Here is a 16,249-nt window from a genome sequence, read left to right as displayed (position 1 = left end):
ACCGCCGAAGCCCTATAATGCCCACAGTCTACCCTTTCTTCGTGTTCTTCGTGCCTTCGTGGTGCAAAATTCATTGCCATCATTTCCTGTTTGTACGTTGCTCAGTTCGCGACAGTTTGTTTGGATTGTCTTTCCAGGAAAACAGGATAGTGGTGGATCGTAGTGCAAAAAACACAAAGAGAAATCTTTTTGTGATCTTTGCGTTCTTTGTGGTTAAAATTCCCCCATCCTGGCTCGCGAAGGGCCACCTGCTCATTTATCCACCCTGCTGAAAGCCACCCAGATGTCCATCACCCTCGCCCAGACCTTCAAGACCGCCTTCGAGGCCGTCTCGGGCCATGCCCATATCGTTCAGAACGACGCCGAGGCCGCCGCGAAGATCGCGGAGATCGTCCAGGCCGCCGGTGCGGGCCGAATCGCCTTTGCGGAGCTCCCGGAGGCCTTTATCGACGCTGCCGCAGCCCACTGCGGCGCCATGGAGGTCCTGCGCCCGCCCTATGCCTCCGCCACGGCCATCGCCGAGATCGATCAGGTCCATGTGGGCATCACCGGCGCCAACTTCGGCATCGCGGAAACCGGCACCCTCGCGGAAGTCGTCTTTGACGACGCCAGCCGCCTTTGCTCCTCGCTGCCGCGCACCCACATCGGCGTGGTGCGCGCCCGCGATCTCGTGCCCACACTGCGTGGCTCGGCCGACCGCATGAACCAGCTCTACGCCGCCCACCCGGAAAACATCATGATCAGCTATATCTCTGGGCCCAGCCGCACGGGCGATATTGAAATGATTCTCACCCTCGGCGTTCACGGCCCGGAATACGCCCACGCCATCCTGATTCTCGGAGACGACGCATGACCACAACGCGCCAGCAGAACCTGAACGACGCCATTCTCAAGGCCATCGCGGAACCGAAACAGTCCAACGCCCTCTACAACTGCATGAAGCGCGGCCGGGACAAACGCACCGAGCGCCTCCTCACCCTGCCCGGCGGCACCGCCTTCCGCGATGAAGTGCGCGCCATCAAAGACCGCTGCATCGACAAGCAGGAAGAGCTGCTGGAGCGCTTCGTCGCCTCGGCCCAGGCACGGGGTTGCCACGTCTTCATCGCGAAAGACGCCAAGGCCGCCAACGACTACTGCGTCCAAGTCGCGCTGAAGCACGAAGCGAAAACGGTCTCGAAATCGAAATCCCTCACCACCGAAGAGACCGAGGTGAATCACGATCTTCAGGCCGCGGGACTCAGCGTCGTGGAGACGGATCTCGGCGAGCTCATCATCCAGTTGGTCGACGAGCGCCCCTTCCACCTCGTCTTTCCCTCGGTCCACAAGATGCGCGACGACGTCGCCGCGATCTTCGCGAAAGCCACCGGCAAGCCCGTCGAGGCCACCATCGAGTCCATCATGCCCGTGGTGCGCGCCTACCTGCGCCCCATCTTCCTCAACACCGACATCGGCATGACCGGGGCCAACGTGGGCGTCGCGGAAAACGGTGCCATCTGCATCGAGACCAACGAGGGCAACGGACGCCTCGTCTCCGCCATCGGCAAGGTTCACATCGCCGTCATGGGCATGGAGAAGATCGTCGAGACCATGGACGACGCCCTCGGCATGGTGCTGGCCCACCCCGTGAGCGCATCGGGCCAATTGCCCACGACCTACGTCACCTGGATGGCCGGCCGCAACCCCATCGGGGCCGACGGACAGCCCCGCGAGTCCCACATCGTCATTCTGGATAACGGCCGCCGCCGCATGGCCAAAGATCACCTCATGCGCGAGAACCTCCGATGCATCCGTTGCGGCGCCTGCATGAACGTCTGCCCCACCTACGGCGTCGTCGGCGGACACGCCTTCGGCCACATCTACCCCGGCCCCATGGGCATCCCCTGGACCGCCGAGGTCCATGGGCAGGACATCGCGGCGGACTTCGCCGATCTCTGCATCTCCTGCGGGCTCTGCAAGGAAATCTGCCCCACCCAGATCGACATGCCCATGGCCATCGCCAAGGTGAAGCACGAAGACCACAAGAAGAACCCCCAGTCCATCACCAACGAACTCCTCATGGCCGCCGAGACCGCAGCGAAGCTCGGCTGCGCCTTCGCGCCCCTGTCCAACTGGAGCCTCCGCAACCCCGTCTTCCGCTGGGTCATGGAAAAGGCTGTGGGTATCGACCGCCGCCGCGAATTGCCGCCCTTCGCCCGAAAGACCCTGCGCAAGCGCTGGACCAGCAGGCTGAACCCCGCCACGGCCAAGCGCAAGGTCGCCTATTTCCACGACATCTACGCGAACTACAACGCGCCCGAACTCGGCATGAAGGCCCTGCGCCGTCTGGAGGCGCTCGGCTGCGCCGTCGTGCTCCCCGAGCAGCAGGCCAGCGGCTACCCCTACATCGGCTACGGCGATCTCGACCGCGCCCAGGACGCCGCGATCTACAACGTGTCCCGCCTCGCAGAATATGTCGAACAGGGCTACGACATCGTCGCCACCGAGCCCACCGCGGCCTATTGCCTCCGCGTGTCCTACCCCAAGCTGCTGCCCCACAACCCCAAGGCCAAACTTGTCGCCAAAGCCAGCCACGAATACTTCGCCTACCTCATGATGATCGAAGGGGACACCGTGACCAACGAATTGGAAGGCCGCACCTACGGCTTCCACTGCTCCTGTCACCAGCGGCCCCTCGGCATGGGCAGCGAAGCCATGGCCTGGGTCAAGAAACACGGCGGAAGCATCGAGCTCATCGAAACCGGCACCTGCTGCGGCATGGGTGGCACCTTCGGCCTGAAGCATGGTCCCCTCGGCTACGAACTCTCCAACGCCGTCGGAAAACCCCTCTTCGCCGCCTTCAAAGAAAAAAGCGTCGAAGCCATCGTGACCGAATCCTCCGTCTGCGCTATCCACCTCAAAGAAGGCACCGGACTGCCCACCTGGCATCCCCTGGAATTGCTCTAGGAAGGACCCGAGAGTAGGGACGGACCCGCGCACAGGCCCCGGCAGAAGCGAAAGGCCCGCTCATCCCCATCGCCCACGCCACCGAACAACGCCATCCCGAGAGCGCGGGCCTGTCCCAGTGGAGCTAACCGCAGGCACGTGGACCACCCTGGGAAAACGGGGCAGCCACCTGTAAGAGAGGTTTTCCTGCCCACCGCGACGAGTTCACTCAAAACACCATGTCTATCGTCGCCATTGCGAATGTGGGAGCGTGCCGAAAGTGGCTTAACCTTCCAGGTTGAGGCAACGGCTCCCACGGTGTCGAAAGGTCGTGTCCCTTCTGTGAGATCGATTCCAGGCACCATACAATAGACACCACACACCATCACCGTGCCCATTCCAATCGACGCATGGTTTGCGTCAACCCGGAGGGTTAACCCACCTTTGGCCACCTTCCCCTGGGTGGGTGATTGTGCCGCAACCAGGCAGAAGAGCATGGCTTCGACTTCTCAGGTAGCGGGTCCCCGCCACCCGCCCGAACCCCATACCCGCCAACCTCTTCCCCGTCCAGCACTGCAACGTCCGCTCCTGATCCATAGGGGAAGTACATCAACTCTTCCCACATGCATATTTCGGCACGAATAGGCCATCGGAAACGGCGGATCGCGGCCACCTATTTCGGCATGGCACATAGGGAAGAGCGGCTTGCCGTTCAAAATGATCCGGACAAGTGGTGGGGGAAACGAAGCATGTTCACTCTTCCGATGGGAGCCATAAAAAGCCGGTCTTGTAGACTCCAAACATTAAAACTGCAACGTCCCATCCAAATATAATGGGGGGCATCCACGCCGGACGCGCCCGGAACACTGCGAGGATGCCATGGACATATCACTTCAATCGAATCGCAAGCAGTTGGCATGGGCCATCGTGCGGCGCCTCCGGCGCACGCCAACGCAATGTCGAAGCAAATCGCCCGCACCGGCGTTCCTAACCGATGGCGTGGGTCAGGCCATCGCCCCGATCGGGGATGGAACTGCGCTGGGCAAAGTCCGCATAGGTGCGCATGCCCGCCTGGGGTGCGCCGGATTGCTCGGGCGTCGACGCGAATTCGTCCACCAGATGGCAGGCGCGGCAGTTCATGCTCTTGCCCCGAAACGGGCCCGGCAGCGCGCCGTTTGTGGTGGCGGTCGCGTCCATCACCGGGTCGCCATGCACGAGCGGCTCATTGATGCCGGTCATGTGTTCGGCGAAATACTCCGCGAAGCGCGTCTCCATGAACAGCGCCTCGCCAATGCGAATCTCCGGCGGATCCAGCTCGGCGGGGGCTTCGGCCGCGGGCACGCCCGTAAGAAAGGGTAAAAGTGACAAAAGTAGTGCGCTGAGTGACATGATCGATCCCATCCCGTTAAAGACCCTTGGACCCGGTGAGCGCGGTGACGGTTGCAAATTGGGCTCATGGATAGCTGAGTTTTCCATGGCACAAAACGCACCCGAGGTGCGACTATGATGTACATGCGCCTGGAGCGCGGCCGCAGATCGGCGCGGCGGCGGAAGGGGCGTACCATGGAGGATTCATTGTGGCGGTGAACGCAACAGACGACGGCGCGGTAATTCGGGAGGTGCTCTCGGGGCGGACGGACGCCTTTCGTTCCCTGGTGGAGCGCTATTTTGCCACGGTGCGGCTCGTAGCCCTGGCGAAAACGGGGAATGTGGCCGACGCGGAAGATGTGGCCCAGGAGACCTTCATCAAGGCCTATGAGACCCTGGGCGTGCTGCGCAATCGCGAGCGCCTCGCGCCGTGGCTCGTGGCTATCGCGCGGAACCGCGCCATATCGCTCGTGCGCCGACGCGAGCGGGAGCGGCGGAATGCCGAGGCCTGTCCAATCGATCCGCTGGTCCATCCCGATCACGAACGGCGCGAAACCCTCGACGCCGTGGCGCGGCAGGTGGAGGCCCTGCCGGAAAATCTTCGCGAGGTGGTATTGCTTCACTACTTCGAGGGACTGAAATGTCGCGAGATCGGTGAGCGCCTGGATCTGAACACGAACGCCGTCGTGAAGCGCCTCGCACGCGGGCGTGATCTACTGGGCGACCGCCTGCTGCGCGAGTGGGGTGGAGGGGAGCGCGAGCAGACCGCTACGGGCATATACCGGGTCATGGGCGCGATCGTGTTATTGCCCCGGCCAGATTGGGGGGCGCAATTGGCCAGCATGGGTGGCGCGGGCACGGAGGCGCTGAATGTTGGTGGACTGGCTGCGGCGATTTTTGAACCTACCAAGGCCTTGAAATTGATTACATCGGCGGCGGCCGTGGCCCTGGTCGCGCTTTATACCACCCCCAATCAAGGCGACCGTGTTCGCGATACTACCGTATCAGGGGCGAATACGGCCCCGGTCGAAGAGAAGAGCGTGGTCGCCACCGCCAAGGCAGTGGCGGGGAACTTGATCGAGCGAACTTTTAGAGGAGCGGAAAATGATCCGGCCACCATTGAGATCCCTCCGCCGCCGCCCATGGCCGAAGTGGGTTTTGTATCCGGCGTGGTGGTGAATGCCGACGGCGAGCCGATACGAGACGTGACGGTCTCGGTAACTGGCGGCAAGAGCCGGGGGATAGCGGCGACCAATCCCAACGGTAACTTTCGCATCAACGTGAGCAAACCCGTACCGACAATTCAAGCGGGGAGAATGTCGAAGTATGTCACGCTTTCTTGCAGCATGCCGGGCTACGTGTCTCGCACCGTAGATAGCGTCCGGCTGGGTACGTCGGATGTCCAAGTGATATTAATGCGTCCCGCGCTACTTTCTGGGCGGGTGGTCGATGCGGAGACGGACGCGCCCATACCAGAATTCTCGCTGCGGTTAGATGGTCCCGGACCGATGCGCAATCCTGATACCGGCATGCCCATCAATTCTGTGTGGCAAGACTTCGAGTCCGTTTCGGGCGAGTTCCAGATTGAAGGGCAGTACGGAGCCGGTAAGCTGGACGTAATTGCGTCAGGTTATTTGGGGAGCAGCGTCGCGACCGGGTTGTATCAGGGGGAGGCGTCCGAAGGAGTCGTCATTGCACTCGAACCCGGTGGGCAGGTGGGCGGTGTTGTCTATGATGAGCGGACAAGGGGAGCCGATCGCGAACGCATGGGTGCGCCTTCCGTCAGATATGGTGGAAGTGCCTCGCAAAACGTTCGCTGTAAGGACGAAGGACGATGGCTCGTTCACCCTGACGGACCTTCCGGCCTACACCGACTTGGTGTTGCACGTGGATGCGATGGGCTATGCCCGGGAAGCCTTGCAGGTGTCCGTCACGAGCACAAATGGGCCGTTGGCTGTTTATCTTGGTCGAGGCGCGTCCGTGCGCGGTCGCGTGACGTATCAGGGAGGACCACCACCCGGCAGCGACAAAGTACGCCCGGAAGACGGCTACTGTTCTGTTCGGATAGGCCACAACACCGTTTATGTACGACCCGATGGCACCTACGAGATGACGGGGCTGGAAGGGGGCCAGTATCTAGCGTGTGCATACTTCTGGACGGACGAAGGTCGATTTCAACAATCCTCCGTGTACAAACGATTGAACATATACGACGGCGGCGCAAATAATCTGGATATCAGTTTCGACGAAATTGGCGGGATAATTCACGTGACCGTGTCGGACGGGGAGGATCCGTACGCAGCACAAATCGATCTGCTCGAATCGTCGGACGCTACAGCAGTGCTCGAGCGGCAAGGTCCCAACCCATTTTTCATGACGGAGGAAGAGGAAAGAGGCGAAACCTTCCCGCAGTCTGGCGCGACGTTGGAACCAGGCGAATACTTGATCAGGGCTTACAGGCCCGAAAGCGGGGGGAGTACACTGGAGGAGAGCGTCCAGGTGGTTGCCGGTCGGACGACGAACGTCCACTTCGACTTGGGCATCGCGGAAATCGAAACGGAGAAAGACGGGATTCATGTCGGCGTGGTCGAAGATGATGTCGAGGGCCTCACGGATACAATTGACGCACCTTGACGCTGGCTGGACCGACCTGCGGCCTCTACAAGTGCCGCAGATATCGAAAACCTTCCGAAGCATCGCGAGATTACCGGAAACGCCGCCAATGCGCCTTCCCGTCGACCGGAAGAGATCTCTCGGACACCTGCGCATCGTACCTCCACGCTCACTCGCCGTCTTCGGGCCATAGGGAGCGGGGGCTTTCCAGCCCCCGATGCACAACGCCGTTGCTGAGCCCAATGGCGGTATGGCTGTAGGCATCCGGGGGCCACGATAAGAGGGGGCCTGGAAAGCCCCCACTCCATGATGGTCCACCTGGAGGTTTCTGGCGGCAGAGGCGTCGCCCATCCGGACGACGCCCCGACTGCCTGCGATTAGGCTTGCGTCGTGCTGCGGCTGGCAACCTGAATCGCAGCCGGCTTACGAATGAAATGCTCCAGCGTCCAGTCGCCGCCGCCGAGGAGGCCGAGGCTGGCGAGGACCACCGCGAGGGTCAGAGCATACTCCATACCACCCGCCTGAGCATTAAACCCGCCGCCGTGGGCCACGAAACTGGCCACGAGCATGGTGAAGACCATGGGGATCGTTACGAAGTGGACAAGAACACCCACAAGAAGAAGCATACCGCCAAAAAACTCCGTCGATCCGGCCAGAAAGGCGCTTACGGTGCCGAAGGGGATGCCGATGCTCTCCATATACTGGCCCGTGGCCGTCACGCCATAGCCGCCGAACCAGCCGAAGAGCTTCTGGCTTCCGTGGAAGATGAACACAGTGGCGAGGATGAGGCGGAGGGCAAGCAGAGCGATGTTTGTGGTGGTTTGGGTGTTTTTCATTGTGGTTCTTCTTGTGTGTTGTTGGTTGCTGTTTGGCATGTGATTTGTATATAATTTATTGCTATATCAATTATTGTGCTGAAAAATTTCAGCCCTTTTCCTGGCAGGATGGGCAGTGGGAGCGCATCTTTTCCAGGAGCACAATCAGGTTCTTCAGCTCTGCTTCCTCCATATGGTCGAGCAACTGCTTGTTCAATTTCGACAGGGGCTTGTCCAGATCGCCTAGAAGCTTGAGGCCCTGACCCAGGATCGTCACACTGACCACCCGGCGATCTTCCTCCGAGCGCGTGCGCCGCACCAGGCCCTGCTTTTCGAGCCGGTCTATCAGCCCCGTAATCGCCGGGACCACCGTCACCATGCGATCACCAATCTCGAGAATGGGCAAGGGTTCACCCGCGCCCCGGAGGATCCGCAGCACGTTGTACTGCTGCGACGTGATGCCATACTCGCGAAACAGCCGGGTGAAGGCGATCTGGATATGATCGGCCGTCCGCTGCAGGTTGAGCAGGGCTTCCTCGGCGGCGGAGGAGAAGGCCTTGGTTTGCTTAATCTCGAACTGGAGTTGGCTCATGACTAAAGTCTACATCAAATTGATTGATATGTCAAGCAGTTTTTCAGTGGACAGTTGACCGTGGACAGTTGACAACCGGTGTGACCCAGACCCATACGACCCATACGACCCATACGACCCATACGACCCATACGACCCATACGACCCATAAGACCCATAAGACCCATAAGACCCATAAGACCCATACGACTCCCACCGCCCCAAGGCATCGGGTTTCGCTGTCCACTGTCCACTGTCAACTGTCAATTGTCAACTATCTTGTTGTATCCTCACGGGTCTTTTTACTTGGAGCGTACCGGAATGATCGAACACTACAGCGACCCCGCAGATACCCAGGAGCAGTTGGAAGCCGTTGTCGATGGCGGCGATGCCGAGGCCCTGGAGGAATTGCTGGACAGCATGCCGTCCGGTGAGTTGGCCTATGCGCTATCGCGCCTGAGCGACGAAGACCAGACGAAGGTGCTGACGACCCTCTCCACGGAGGATGCTGCGGGTATCATCGAGCAGTTGTCCCATGCGCAGGCCGTGGATCTGATCGAGCAACTCGCGCCGGACCTGGCGGCGGGCATTCTGGATGAGCTGCCAAGCGCGGAGCAGGCGGACATCATCTCGGAGATGAGTGAGAACAGCGCCGAAGCTGTTCTTGCCCATATGGATCCGGAGGAGGCCGCGAACGCCCGGGAACTGATCCAGTACGACAGCGACGAAGCCGGCGGCATCATGGTGAAGGAATACCTGGCCTATCCCATGGACGCGACGGTGAAGGATGTGGTGGACGATCTCTGCGAGCGGGGCGAAGAATACCGGGACTACGACATCCAGTATTCGTACATCGTTGATGGTGACGGTCGCGTCAAGGGGGTCCTGCGCATGCACAGCCTGCTCATGGCCAAGCGCACCACGCCCATCGAAACGATCATGATCAAGAACCCGGTATTCGTCCACGACACGATGAGCCTGGATGAACTGGCGGAGTTCTTTGACCAGCACCACTATCTCGGCGTTCCCGTGGTCGACGAAAACGAGCGGCTCATCGGCGTGGTGCAGCAGCGCGCCGTGCAGGAGGCGGTGTCGGAGAAGCACGACGACGACTACCTCAAGTCCCAGGGTATCGTGGGAGGCGAAGAATTCCGAACGATGCCCCTGATGCGCCGCACGTCCCGGCGGCTCTCCTGGCTGAGCATCAACATCGTCCTCAATCTGGGTGCGGCCGGTGTCATTGCCCTGTTTCAGGATACCCTTTCGGCGGTGATCGCGCTGGCGGTCTTCCTGCCGATTATCAGCGACATGAGCGGCTGCAGCGGTAGCCAGGCGGTGGCCGTGAGCGTGCGCGAACTCTCCCTCGGCCTCGTGCGCCACACGGAGTTGATGCGCGTGTGGCTGAAGGAAGTCTCGGTGGGTGTCGTGAATGGCGTGATTCTCGGCGCGCTGGTGGGGCTTATCGCCCTGATCTGGAAGGGACAGCCCTACCTCGGCCTCGTGGCGGGCGCGGCGCTCTGCCTGAACACCATCGTCGCCGTAAGCTTCGGCGGTTTGCTGCCCCTGGTGCTCAAGCGCTTTGACACGGATCCTGCCATCGCGTCCGGACCGATTCTCACGACGATCACAGATATGTGTGGCTTCTTCCTCGTGCTGGGCATGGCCACGATGATGTTGGATAAACTGGTGTAGGCAGTTGATAGTTGATAGTTGATAGTTGATAGTTGATAGTTGACAGTTGACAGTTGATAGTTGATAGTTGACAGTTGACAGTTGATAGTTGATAGTTGATAGATGATAGATGATAGATGATAGATGATAGATGATAGATGATAGATGATAGATGATAGATGATAGATGATAGATGATAGTTGACATCACATCGACATACGACTCATAAGACTCATAAGACCCATAAGACCCATAAGACCCATCCGTTGACTGCTACGGCTGCCAGCTCGCCCACATCGCACCATGGCCCTCGGGAACGCTCGTGATCATCTTCGCCTCACCCCCGCCAATCGGCATCACGTAGAGCTGGCGCGTGCCGGTGCGCGTGGCGCCAAAAGCCAGCCACTTCCCGTTGGGTGAGGGCTTGGGGTGGTAGTGGGTGACTTTCGGGGCGGATTCCGTGATGCGTGTGATCGTGCCGTCCAGGGTGACGTACATCAGCTCCACAGATTCGCCGTGCTGGCAGGTATAGAAAATGCCCTTGCCATCGGGAGCCCACACGGGCACGTCGCTGCTGCCGCCGTGAAAATCGAATACGTCATAGACCGGTGTTACGCCGGAGAAGCCGCCGCGATCCGCGAGTTTGTGTAATTCCGTGCCGTCGGGTCGCGCGAGGTGGGGGTGGCAGTTGTAGTGCTCGCCGGAAACAAACATGAGCCACGACCCATCGGGGGACCATTGGGGCACGAAGTTGAAGGAATTACCCGTTTCGATCTTGCGCGCGTTCGCGCCATCGGCATCGGCCACGTAGATCTGGTAGTCCTTGTGGTAGGCCACGCGTGCGCCGTCGGGTGAGGGACTCAGTCCGTAGGTGAAGGCCGCATCGCCGTCGGTCATGTCCTTCTTGTTCCGGCCATCGCGATCCATGGAGTAGGGGTGGGACACGCCCTTGATCAACGCGGTGAAGGTGAGCTTGTCGCTGTTGGGCACGAAGATGATGCCCGTATTGTAATCGCTTACCCGCTCCACCGCCGTGAGATTGGTCAGGGTCTTCGAGGTCATGTCATAGGTGTACATGTCGTAGAGCCAGCCTTCTGTCATGCGGAAGTCCTTGTGCTCCTCCTCCCACGCGGCGTTCTCCGGCGTTTCCCAGCCGCGACCGAGAATGGCCTGGGTCCGGTCCGGCGACCATCCCGCGAATTGGGTCCAGGCGTAAGGCTCATTCACCAACTCAAGCGCGATTTTCTCGCGGCCGGTGCCGTCAGCGCGCACCATGCACGCCCGCGCCGTGATCATATTGTCGTAGCGCGTGGGGAGGTTGGTGCGGTATTCGGTGTAGCCGATCAAACCGGGTTCGGACGGGCTGGCTGACGCGGCCAGGGCGAGGGCACTGGCGCTGCTTGCCAGGAAAGCGCGTCGGGTGATCGAGGTTGGCGGCATGTGGGGGCTCCGTAGCGGTTGATGGGTCTTATGGGTCGAATGGGTCTTATGAGTCTTATGGGTCGTATGGGTCGTATGGCACGTCAGTATTGTCGATCTGCCATAGCTCCGCTCTCCATTGTCAATTGTCCATTGTCAATTGTCCATTCATTTCGGTCTCAACGTCGCCTTCTCCGGCACCAGGTGCAGCATGCCGTCGCGTTGCACCACGCCGAGCTTTTCATCAAGCGCCGCAGCCAATGGGTCGGGCCCGGTCATGCCCATGCGCTCGCGAACCCGCGCGCGGAGCCACCAGAAGCCCGAGTTCCAGGAGTACAGATGGTGCCCATGCGGGTGACCGTCCACCGTGCTGATGGACTCATGAAAGGCGGGCATGGTCGCGAGCTCGCGCTCCAGGCGCCAAAGCAGTTTCGCGTCCGTCTCCTCGGGCGTCGCGCCGTGGATGAGCCCGTCGAGGTAATTGCAGGCGTCGTTAAGAAACCACGAGCCGCCAAAGGTGTACACGCCGGAGTGACCGTCGATCAGGTCGCCATTGGCCTTGGAGATGACCCGCATGCCGTAGGGCGACTGAAGCCGCGCGGTGGTTTCCAGGTGCTTCGCCACGATTTCATCGGGCAGCAATTTCTCGCCGAACACCGCATAGGTGAGCACCTCGCCGTAGAGGGAATCCTGGCCGATATGTTCTTGTTGTTGAAGGCTGGTGGCCATGTAGCCGCCCTCCTCGTTGAACATTTTTCGGTAGCCGGCTTTGGCCCGTTCGATATCGGCGTCGGGCACCTCATACCCCAACTCGCGCGCCGCAAAGAGCGCCCCGCAATGGAAGCCCTGGTTGGAAGAGGGGGGATCGCCATCCTCATAGGGCAACTGGTCGTGGTAGGTGCGCATGTGCTTCCACTCGGGCTTCAGGCGCGGCGGGAGAAAGAATCCATCCTTGTCGTTGTTGCGAATGAAGTGCCAGGCCCGATCAATCGTGCGCGGATCCACGTCGGCCCCGGCGCGCTTCGCCAGTACGGCCCAGATAAGGTAGTATTGGGCATTATCCTCATAGTTGATGCGCTCAAAGAAAACCGCGGCCTGAGCCGGAATGTCGTACTCCGGCATGTCGAGGCCCCGGCTCATGTAGAAACCGTCGCTTACCCATTGTTTCCACCCATAGCCCACACCGGAAATGAAAATGTAGTCACTCTCGGGGCGCAGCAGATTGCGGCGCAGCAGCAGGTAGGAGGTATTCCGGAGGATGGCCTCCAGCCCGCTGCTGTTGAAGCCTTTCGCATTGGCGAGGGCAAGGTGAGCGGCGAGTTGAATGTCATACTGCGACTTCACGGGCGACGAGAAGATCCACGTGGTGAAAGTCTGCGTCTCGCCCGCCTCGATGTGCTGCCAGCCATCGAACTCGGCGCGGTAGACGCTCGTCGCGTCCACTTCGCGGGGAATGGAAATGACGCGCTTCGCGGAACCGTCCCCGTTGGTCAGTGAAAAGTTCCGGTGCTCTACGTCAAAGCCGAGGAAGGAGCGGTTCTCCCACTTGCCCGGTGTATCGCCGATGATGCCGTAAAGCGTATCGCCCGATCGCACGCCGAGAAAGGGAAAGGTCTGAAGCGATGCACCGCCAAACTCGGGCCCGCCGCATCCGGGCGTGTAGGTTGCCGACTTTGGTTCTTCGCCGGTGAAGGAGTGAAACGTACCCTCAACCGCTACCTTCCAGCCAAAGTCGAGGTAGTATCGCGCGTCTGATTCGGCGGTCACGGTAACGGTGCGCTCGATCAGGTTGGGGGCGAGGCTTCGATAGGTGTCGCGCAGCGCCAGACCATGGACGTTTCCATCAAGCGCTGTGATGCCACCGCTCGTCTCATGATTCGCAGCCGGAATGGCGGTTGACTCAGAGCCCGACGCGGTCGCGCAGGTCAGCCGCAACGCGGGTAGAGAATCCGAACCGGAGAACACGGGCGAAGCGCCATCATGAATAGCGGCGCGGTTCCCATCGACCACGACGGACAGTTGCGCGTCAGCCGAACTGAAGCACAATGCGGCTGCCGCCACGAGAAGCGCAAGTGAACTGCGTGTCATGTGAAAGATCCCTCTTATGTGTTGGCATAGATTCGGACCGATCCGTCCGATCCGACTGATCGGTCCGCCACGTGTCCGACACCCTGGGCACGGTCCGCCTATTCTTTGATCAGCCAGACTTCCGCCACTTGATTGCCACGTCCGATGACCTTGTCCCAGCGCAGATCGAGTACGCCGTCTTCCGTCGCTGCCTTGGGCACGATGAACTCCAGCGGGAACTGGGGCAACAACTCGGACTCTTCTCCCGGGGCTTTCTCCGCCACCTTTACCTGGGCCGCGCCATCGCCCTTGATGGTATAGCGTACATTTTCCAGCGTAGGACCATAGGCTCCGTGGATTTCGTACGCGCCATCGGCCGTCAACCGCATCACCGCATTGTAACGGCCCGCATAGGTCACGCGAAGTCGATAGTGCGCATCGGGATCGAGGCCCTCATAACGCATCAGCAGGGGCGTATTGCCCAGGCACTCCGCCACGTCGAGCCACGAGAGGCGCTGGGGGCTCCCGTCGTCCATCGTGAAGCCTTCGCGGGGACTGGCAATGGCGGCGGGGTCATCGTGGGCATAGTGCTGGCGCACCAGGTGGGGTTGCTTTGCGGCATTGCCGAGATCGTCATAGAAGCTGCCGTCGCCCGGCGTCTCCCATTGGGCCACGCGGTCGAGGCGCGCGAGGCGCACATCGCCCTCCACGGCGCCCTCGGGCGAGGATGCCGTGGTGCGCCCTTCGAGGATTGCGTCAAACTCATTTTCCAGCCAGAGTCGGTTATTGAGCGGATTGTCCAGGAACTCCAGAATGGCGCCCCGTTCGGGATTGCGCGCCTTGTAGTTTTTTACATCAAGCTGGGCGCCGATGCTCTTGAAGAGTTCACCGCCGAGGGCCTCCATGCGCTTGCGCAGCACATCCGTGGCGGTGTCCTGATCCGACTCCGCCAGAACCGCGCGGGCCTGCTTGATCGCGGGCTCCACCCCGAGCGTCGGGGCATCTCGCAGCACCGCCAGGGCGCGCTCTTCCTGGTCCAGGGCCTTCAGCAGGCGCATCTGGGTGTAGCGGTCAAAATAGGCCCGCATGACGCAGGACTGAAAACGCCAGTTGGCCAGAAGCCTCTCGTCGGCCTTTTCTTCAAGGCCCTTCCAAAGTAGAAAGTTCTCCTCCACACCCTCGCATTCCGCCAGTGGGCCGCTGAAGTTTTCCTCGAAGAGAAAGATGCCCCGCTGCACTTCCTCCGCAATGTCCTCGCCAAAAAAGAAGCGGGCATAGTCGCGCACGATATCCTCTACCGGGCGCTCCGGGTCCCAACCGAGCGCCGACCACACAAACTTGTTCACATCGTCGCCAATGCCGTCGGAATAGGTCACGAAGCCGTCGGAGAACTCCGCGAAGCGATTGTGGATGTTGGCGTGGCCCCGGGGACGAGGCGCGAATGGCTCACGCCCCAGCGTGCGCGCAAATACGGGGTCCCACTCGGGCACGGTGTATTGCGCACGCACCGCATGGCCCACGTCGTCGTAGCGGCGAATCGGATACTGCTCCGGCGTGCGGGCGCGCTGCTCGTCCGCAAAAATGCGCGTCCACGCGCCATAGACCACGCCCGTGAGCCACGTGGGCTGTTCCCGCTGAAGGTAGTCAAAGAACCAGTTGTTCTGTTCCGGGTCAAAGCCCTGGTTGGACGTCCACACGCCGAGATTGGGGTGAATCTTTCGCGCCTCCGCCGCAAAGCGCTCCAGTTCCTTGAACATGAGATCGGGACGGCGGTGGGGGCTGCCGCCGTCGCCCCCGGTCAGGTAGATGTGGTCAAGGTGGGGGATATGGCGCAACGTCTCCACGTGCGCCTCGATCGCTTCATTGACTTCCTCCTCCGGCTGTCCCTCGCCGCCGAAGGCGCCGGAGAAGAGCCAGAAGTCAAAGCCGTAGGCCTGGCAGATACGCGACCACGCCGCCGCCATCTCCGCGCCCGTGAACTTGGTATGGGGCCCATCGAGCTCCCCGGAATCACGAAAACGGGTCGTCTCGAAAGCATTGGCGCCGAAGATGCCCAGCTCGCGCATGTACTGCTCGTAGATTTCAGGCGTCCAGGCGTCGTAGCAATGGGACAGGTTGCGGTAACCGATCTGGTGCCCGCGGTGGGGAAAACGCGGCGCACTCGCGACCGCAAAGGCATCGTCAATGATTATTGAATTCGGACGTAGTTCCATCGCCAGTAGCAGGCGACCGACGGCATAAAAGAGACCGGCGTCGTCGTAGCCCGCAAGAAACACGGTCGGGCGGTCCCTATACTGCTGCACCTTAATCGAGTAGCCTTCGGGCTTCTCCGGTACGGCAAGCTCGACGGGTCCTTTGGTCGTCTGGGCGTTCACCACCTTCATAACGATGAGCGGTGTGCCGTCCTCCCGCGTTATTTCCGTCGTGTCCAGCGTGATGCCCGTACGCCGGGCAATTTCCTCGACCAGCACGCGCCGTGCCGTCTGTTCGATGGCACTGTCGCCGGACTTCAACACTGCGGCGTTGTTCAAGTCAAGAGCCGCCGCATGCGTAGGACTACATACAGCACACACTACAGTGGCCAGGGCCAGCAAACGGGAAACAATCATGGGACATCTCTCCAAGGACAGGGGAAAATCTAGGAGAAGCGATAATAGCCGCTGGCCAATGCCCATGCAAGATAGTTGATAGTTGATAGTTGACAGTTGACAGTTGACAGCGAATTGTCCAGACTCCAGACTCCAGACTCCAGACTCCAGACTCCAGACTCCAGACTCCAGACTCCAGACTCCAGACTCCAGAC

Annotated in this window: 11 protein-coding genes and 1 pseudogene; 6 read left to right on the top strand and 6 right to left on the bottom strand. The window is 60.6% G+C overall.

Going from position 1 to position 16,249, the window contains the following annotated elements:
• Nucleotides 1-283: 283 nt before the first annotated feature.
• Both JNK74_22095 and JNK74_22090 read left to right on the top strand, forming a co-directional pair.
• Entirely contained in the window at nt 284-853 is a 570-nt protein-coding gene (locus JNK74_22095) for a lactate utilization protein (protein MBL7648877.1), read from the top strand.
• A complete protein-coding gene (locus tag JNK74_22090; GenBank protein MBL7648876.1) occupies nt 850-2,943 on the top strand; it encodes an LUD domain-containing protein in 2,094 nt (697 codons plus the stop codon). Before JNK74_22095 ends, JNK74_22090 begins: the two co-directional genes overlap by 4 nt.
• A 966-nt stretch (nt 2,944-3,909) precedes the next feature.
• On the opposite strand, the gene JNK74_22085 is transcribed toward JNK74_22090, so the two are convergent.
• Nucleotides 3,910-4,311, bottom strand: a complete 402-nt coding sequence (locus JNK74_22085; protein ID MBL7648875.1) for a hypothetical protein — start codon at nt 4,309-4,311, stop codon at nt 3,910-3,912.
• 188 nt (nt 4,312-4,499) lie between these two features.
• On the opposite strand from JNK74_22085, the gene JNK74_22080 reads away from it, so the two are divergent.
• Both JNK74_22080 and JNK74_22075 read left to right on the top strand, forming a co-directional pair.
• Nucleotides 4,500-6,518: a sigma-70 family RNA polymerase sigma factor gene (locus tag JNK74_22080; protein MBL7648874.1), complete on the top strand. Its 2,019-nt coding sequence runs from the start codon at nt 4,500-4,502 to the stop codon at nt 6,516-6,518.
• Nucleotides 6,490-6,924: a hypothetical protein gene (locus JNK74_22075; protein ID MBL7648873.1), complete on the top strand. Its 435-nt coding sequence runs from the start codon at nt 6,490-6,492 to the stop codon at nt 6,922-6,924. Before JNK74_22080 ends, JNK74_22075 begins: the two co-directional genes overlap by 29 nt.
• Before the next feature lie 356 nt (nt 6,925-7,280).
• On the opposite strand, the gene JNK74_22070 is transcribed toward JNK74_22075, so the two are convergent.
• Together JNK74_22070 and JNK74_22065 are read right to left on the bottom strand one after the other, a co-directional pair.
• Complete coding sequence (locus JNK74_22070) at nt 7,281-7,778, bottom strand: DoxX family protein (GenBank protein MBL7648872.1); 498 nt, start codon at nt 7,776-7,778, stop codon at nt 7,281-7,283.
• A gap of 49 nt (nt 7,779-7,827) precedes the next feature.
• Nucleotides 7,828-8,310 carry a MarR family transcriptional regulator gene (locus tag JNK74_22065; GenBank protein ID MBL7648871.1) on the bottom strand — a complete coding sequence of 161 codons (483 nt, stop codon included), beginning with the start codon at nt 8,308-8,310 and terminating at the stop codon, nt 7,828-7,830.
• Between the two features lie 82 nt (nt 8,311-8,392).
• Between JNK74_22065 and JNK74_22060 the strand changes: the two are divergent.
• A pseudogene (locus JNK74_22060) lies at nt 8,393-8,458 on the top strand (DUF485 domain-containing protein).
• A gap of 152 nt (nt 8,459-8,610) precedes the next feature.
• A complete protein-coding gene (gene mgtE / locus JNK74_22055) occupies nt 8,611-9,981 on the top strand; it encodes a magnesium transporter (protein MBL7648870.1) in 1,371 nt (456 codons plus the stop codon).
• 252 nt (nt 9,982-10,233) lie between these two features.
• Here the strand turns inward: mgtE and JNK74_22050 are convergent, their stop codons facing one another.
• From JNK74_22050 to JNK74_22040, 3 genes are all read right to left on the bottom strand, one after another.
• Complete coding sequence (locus tag JNK74_22050; GenBank protein MBL7648869.1) at nt 10,234-11,400, bottom strand: PD40 domain-containing protein; 1,167 nt, start codon at nt 11,398-11,400, stop codon at nt 10,234-10,236.
• Between the two features lie 147 nt (nt 11,401-11,547).
• Nucleotides 11,548-13,467 carry a hypothetical protein gene (locus tag JNK74_22045; protein MBL7648868.1) on the bottom strand — a complete coding sequence of 640 codons (1,920 nt, stop codon included), beginning with the start codon at nt 13,465-13,467 and terminating at the stop codon, nt 11,548-11,550.
• Nucleotides 13,468-13,565: 98 nt separating this feature from the next.
• Entirely contained in the window at nt 13,566-16,055 is a 2,490-nt protein-coding gene (locus JNK74_22040) for a hypothetical protein (GenBank protein MBL7648867.1), read from the bottom strand.
• Nucleotides 16,056-16,249: the final 194 nt, after the last annotated feature.

The sequence above is a fragment of the Candidatus Hydrogenedentota bacterium genome (assembly GCA_016791475.1).
Taxonomy (GTDB): Bacteria; Hydrogenedentota; Hydrogenedentia; order Hydrogenedentales; family JAEUWI01; genus JAEUWI01.
Note: the sequence above shows the minus strand (reverse complement) of the source record. Positions and strands in the feature narration are given on the sequence as shown.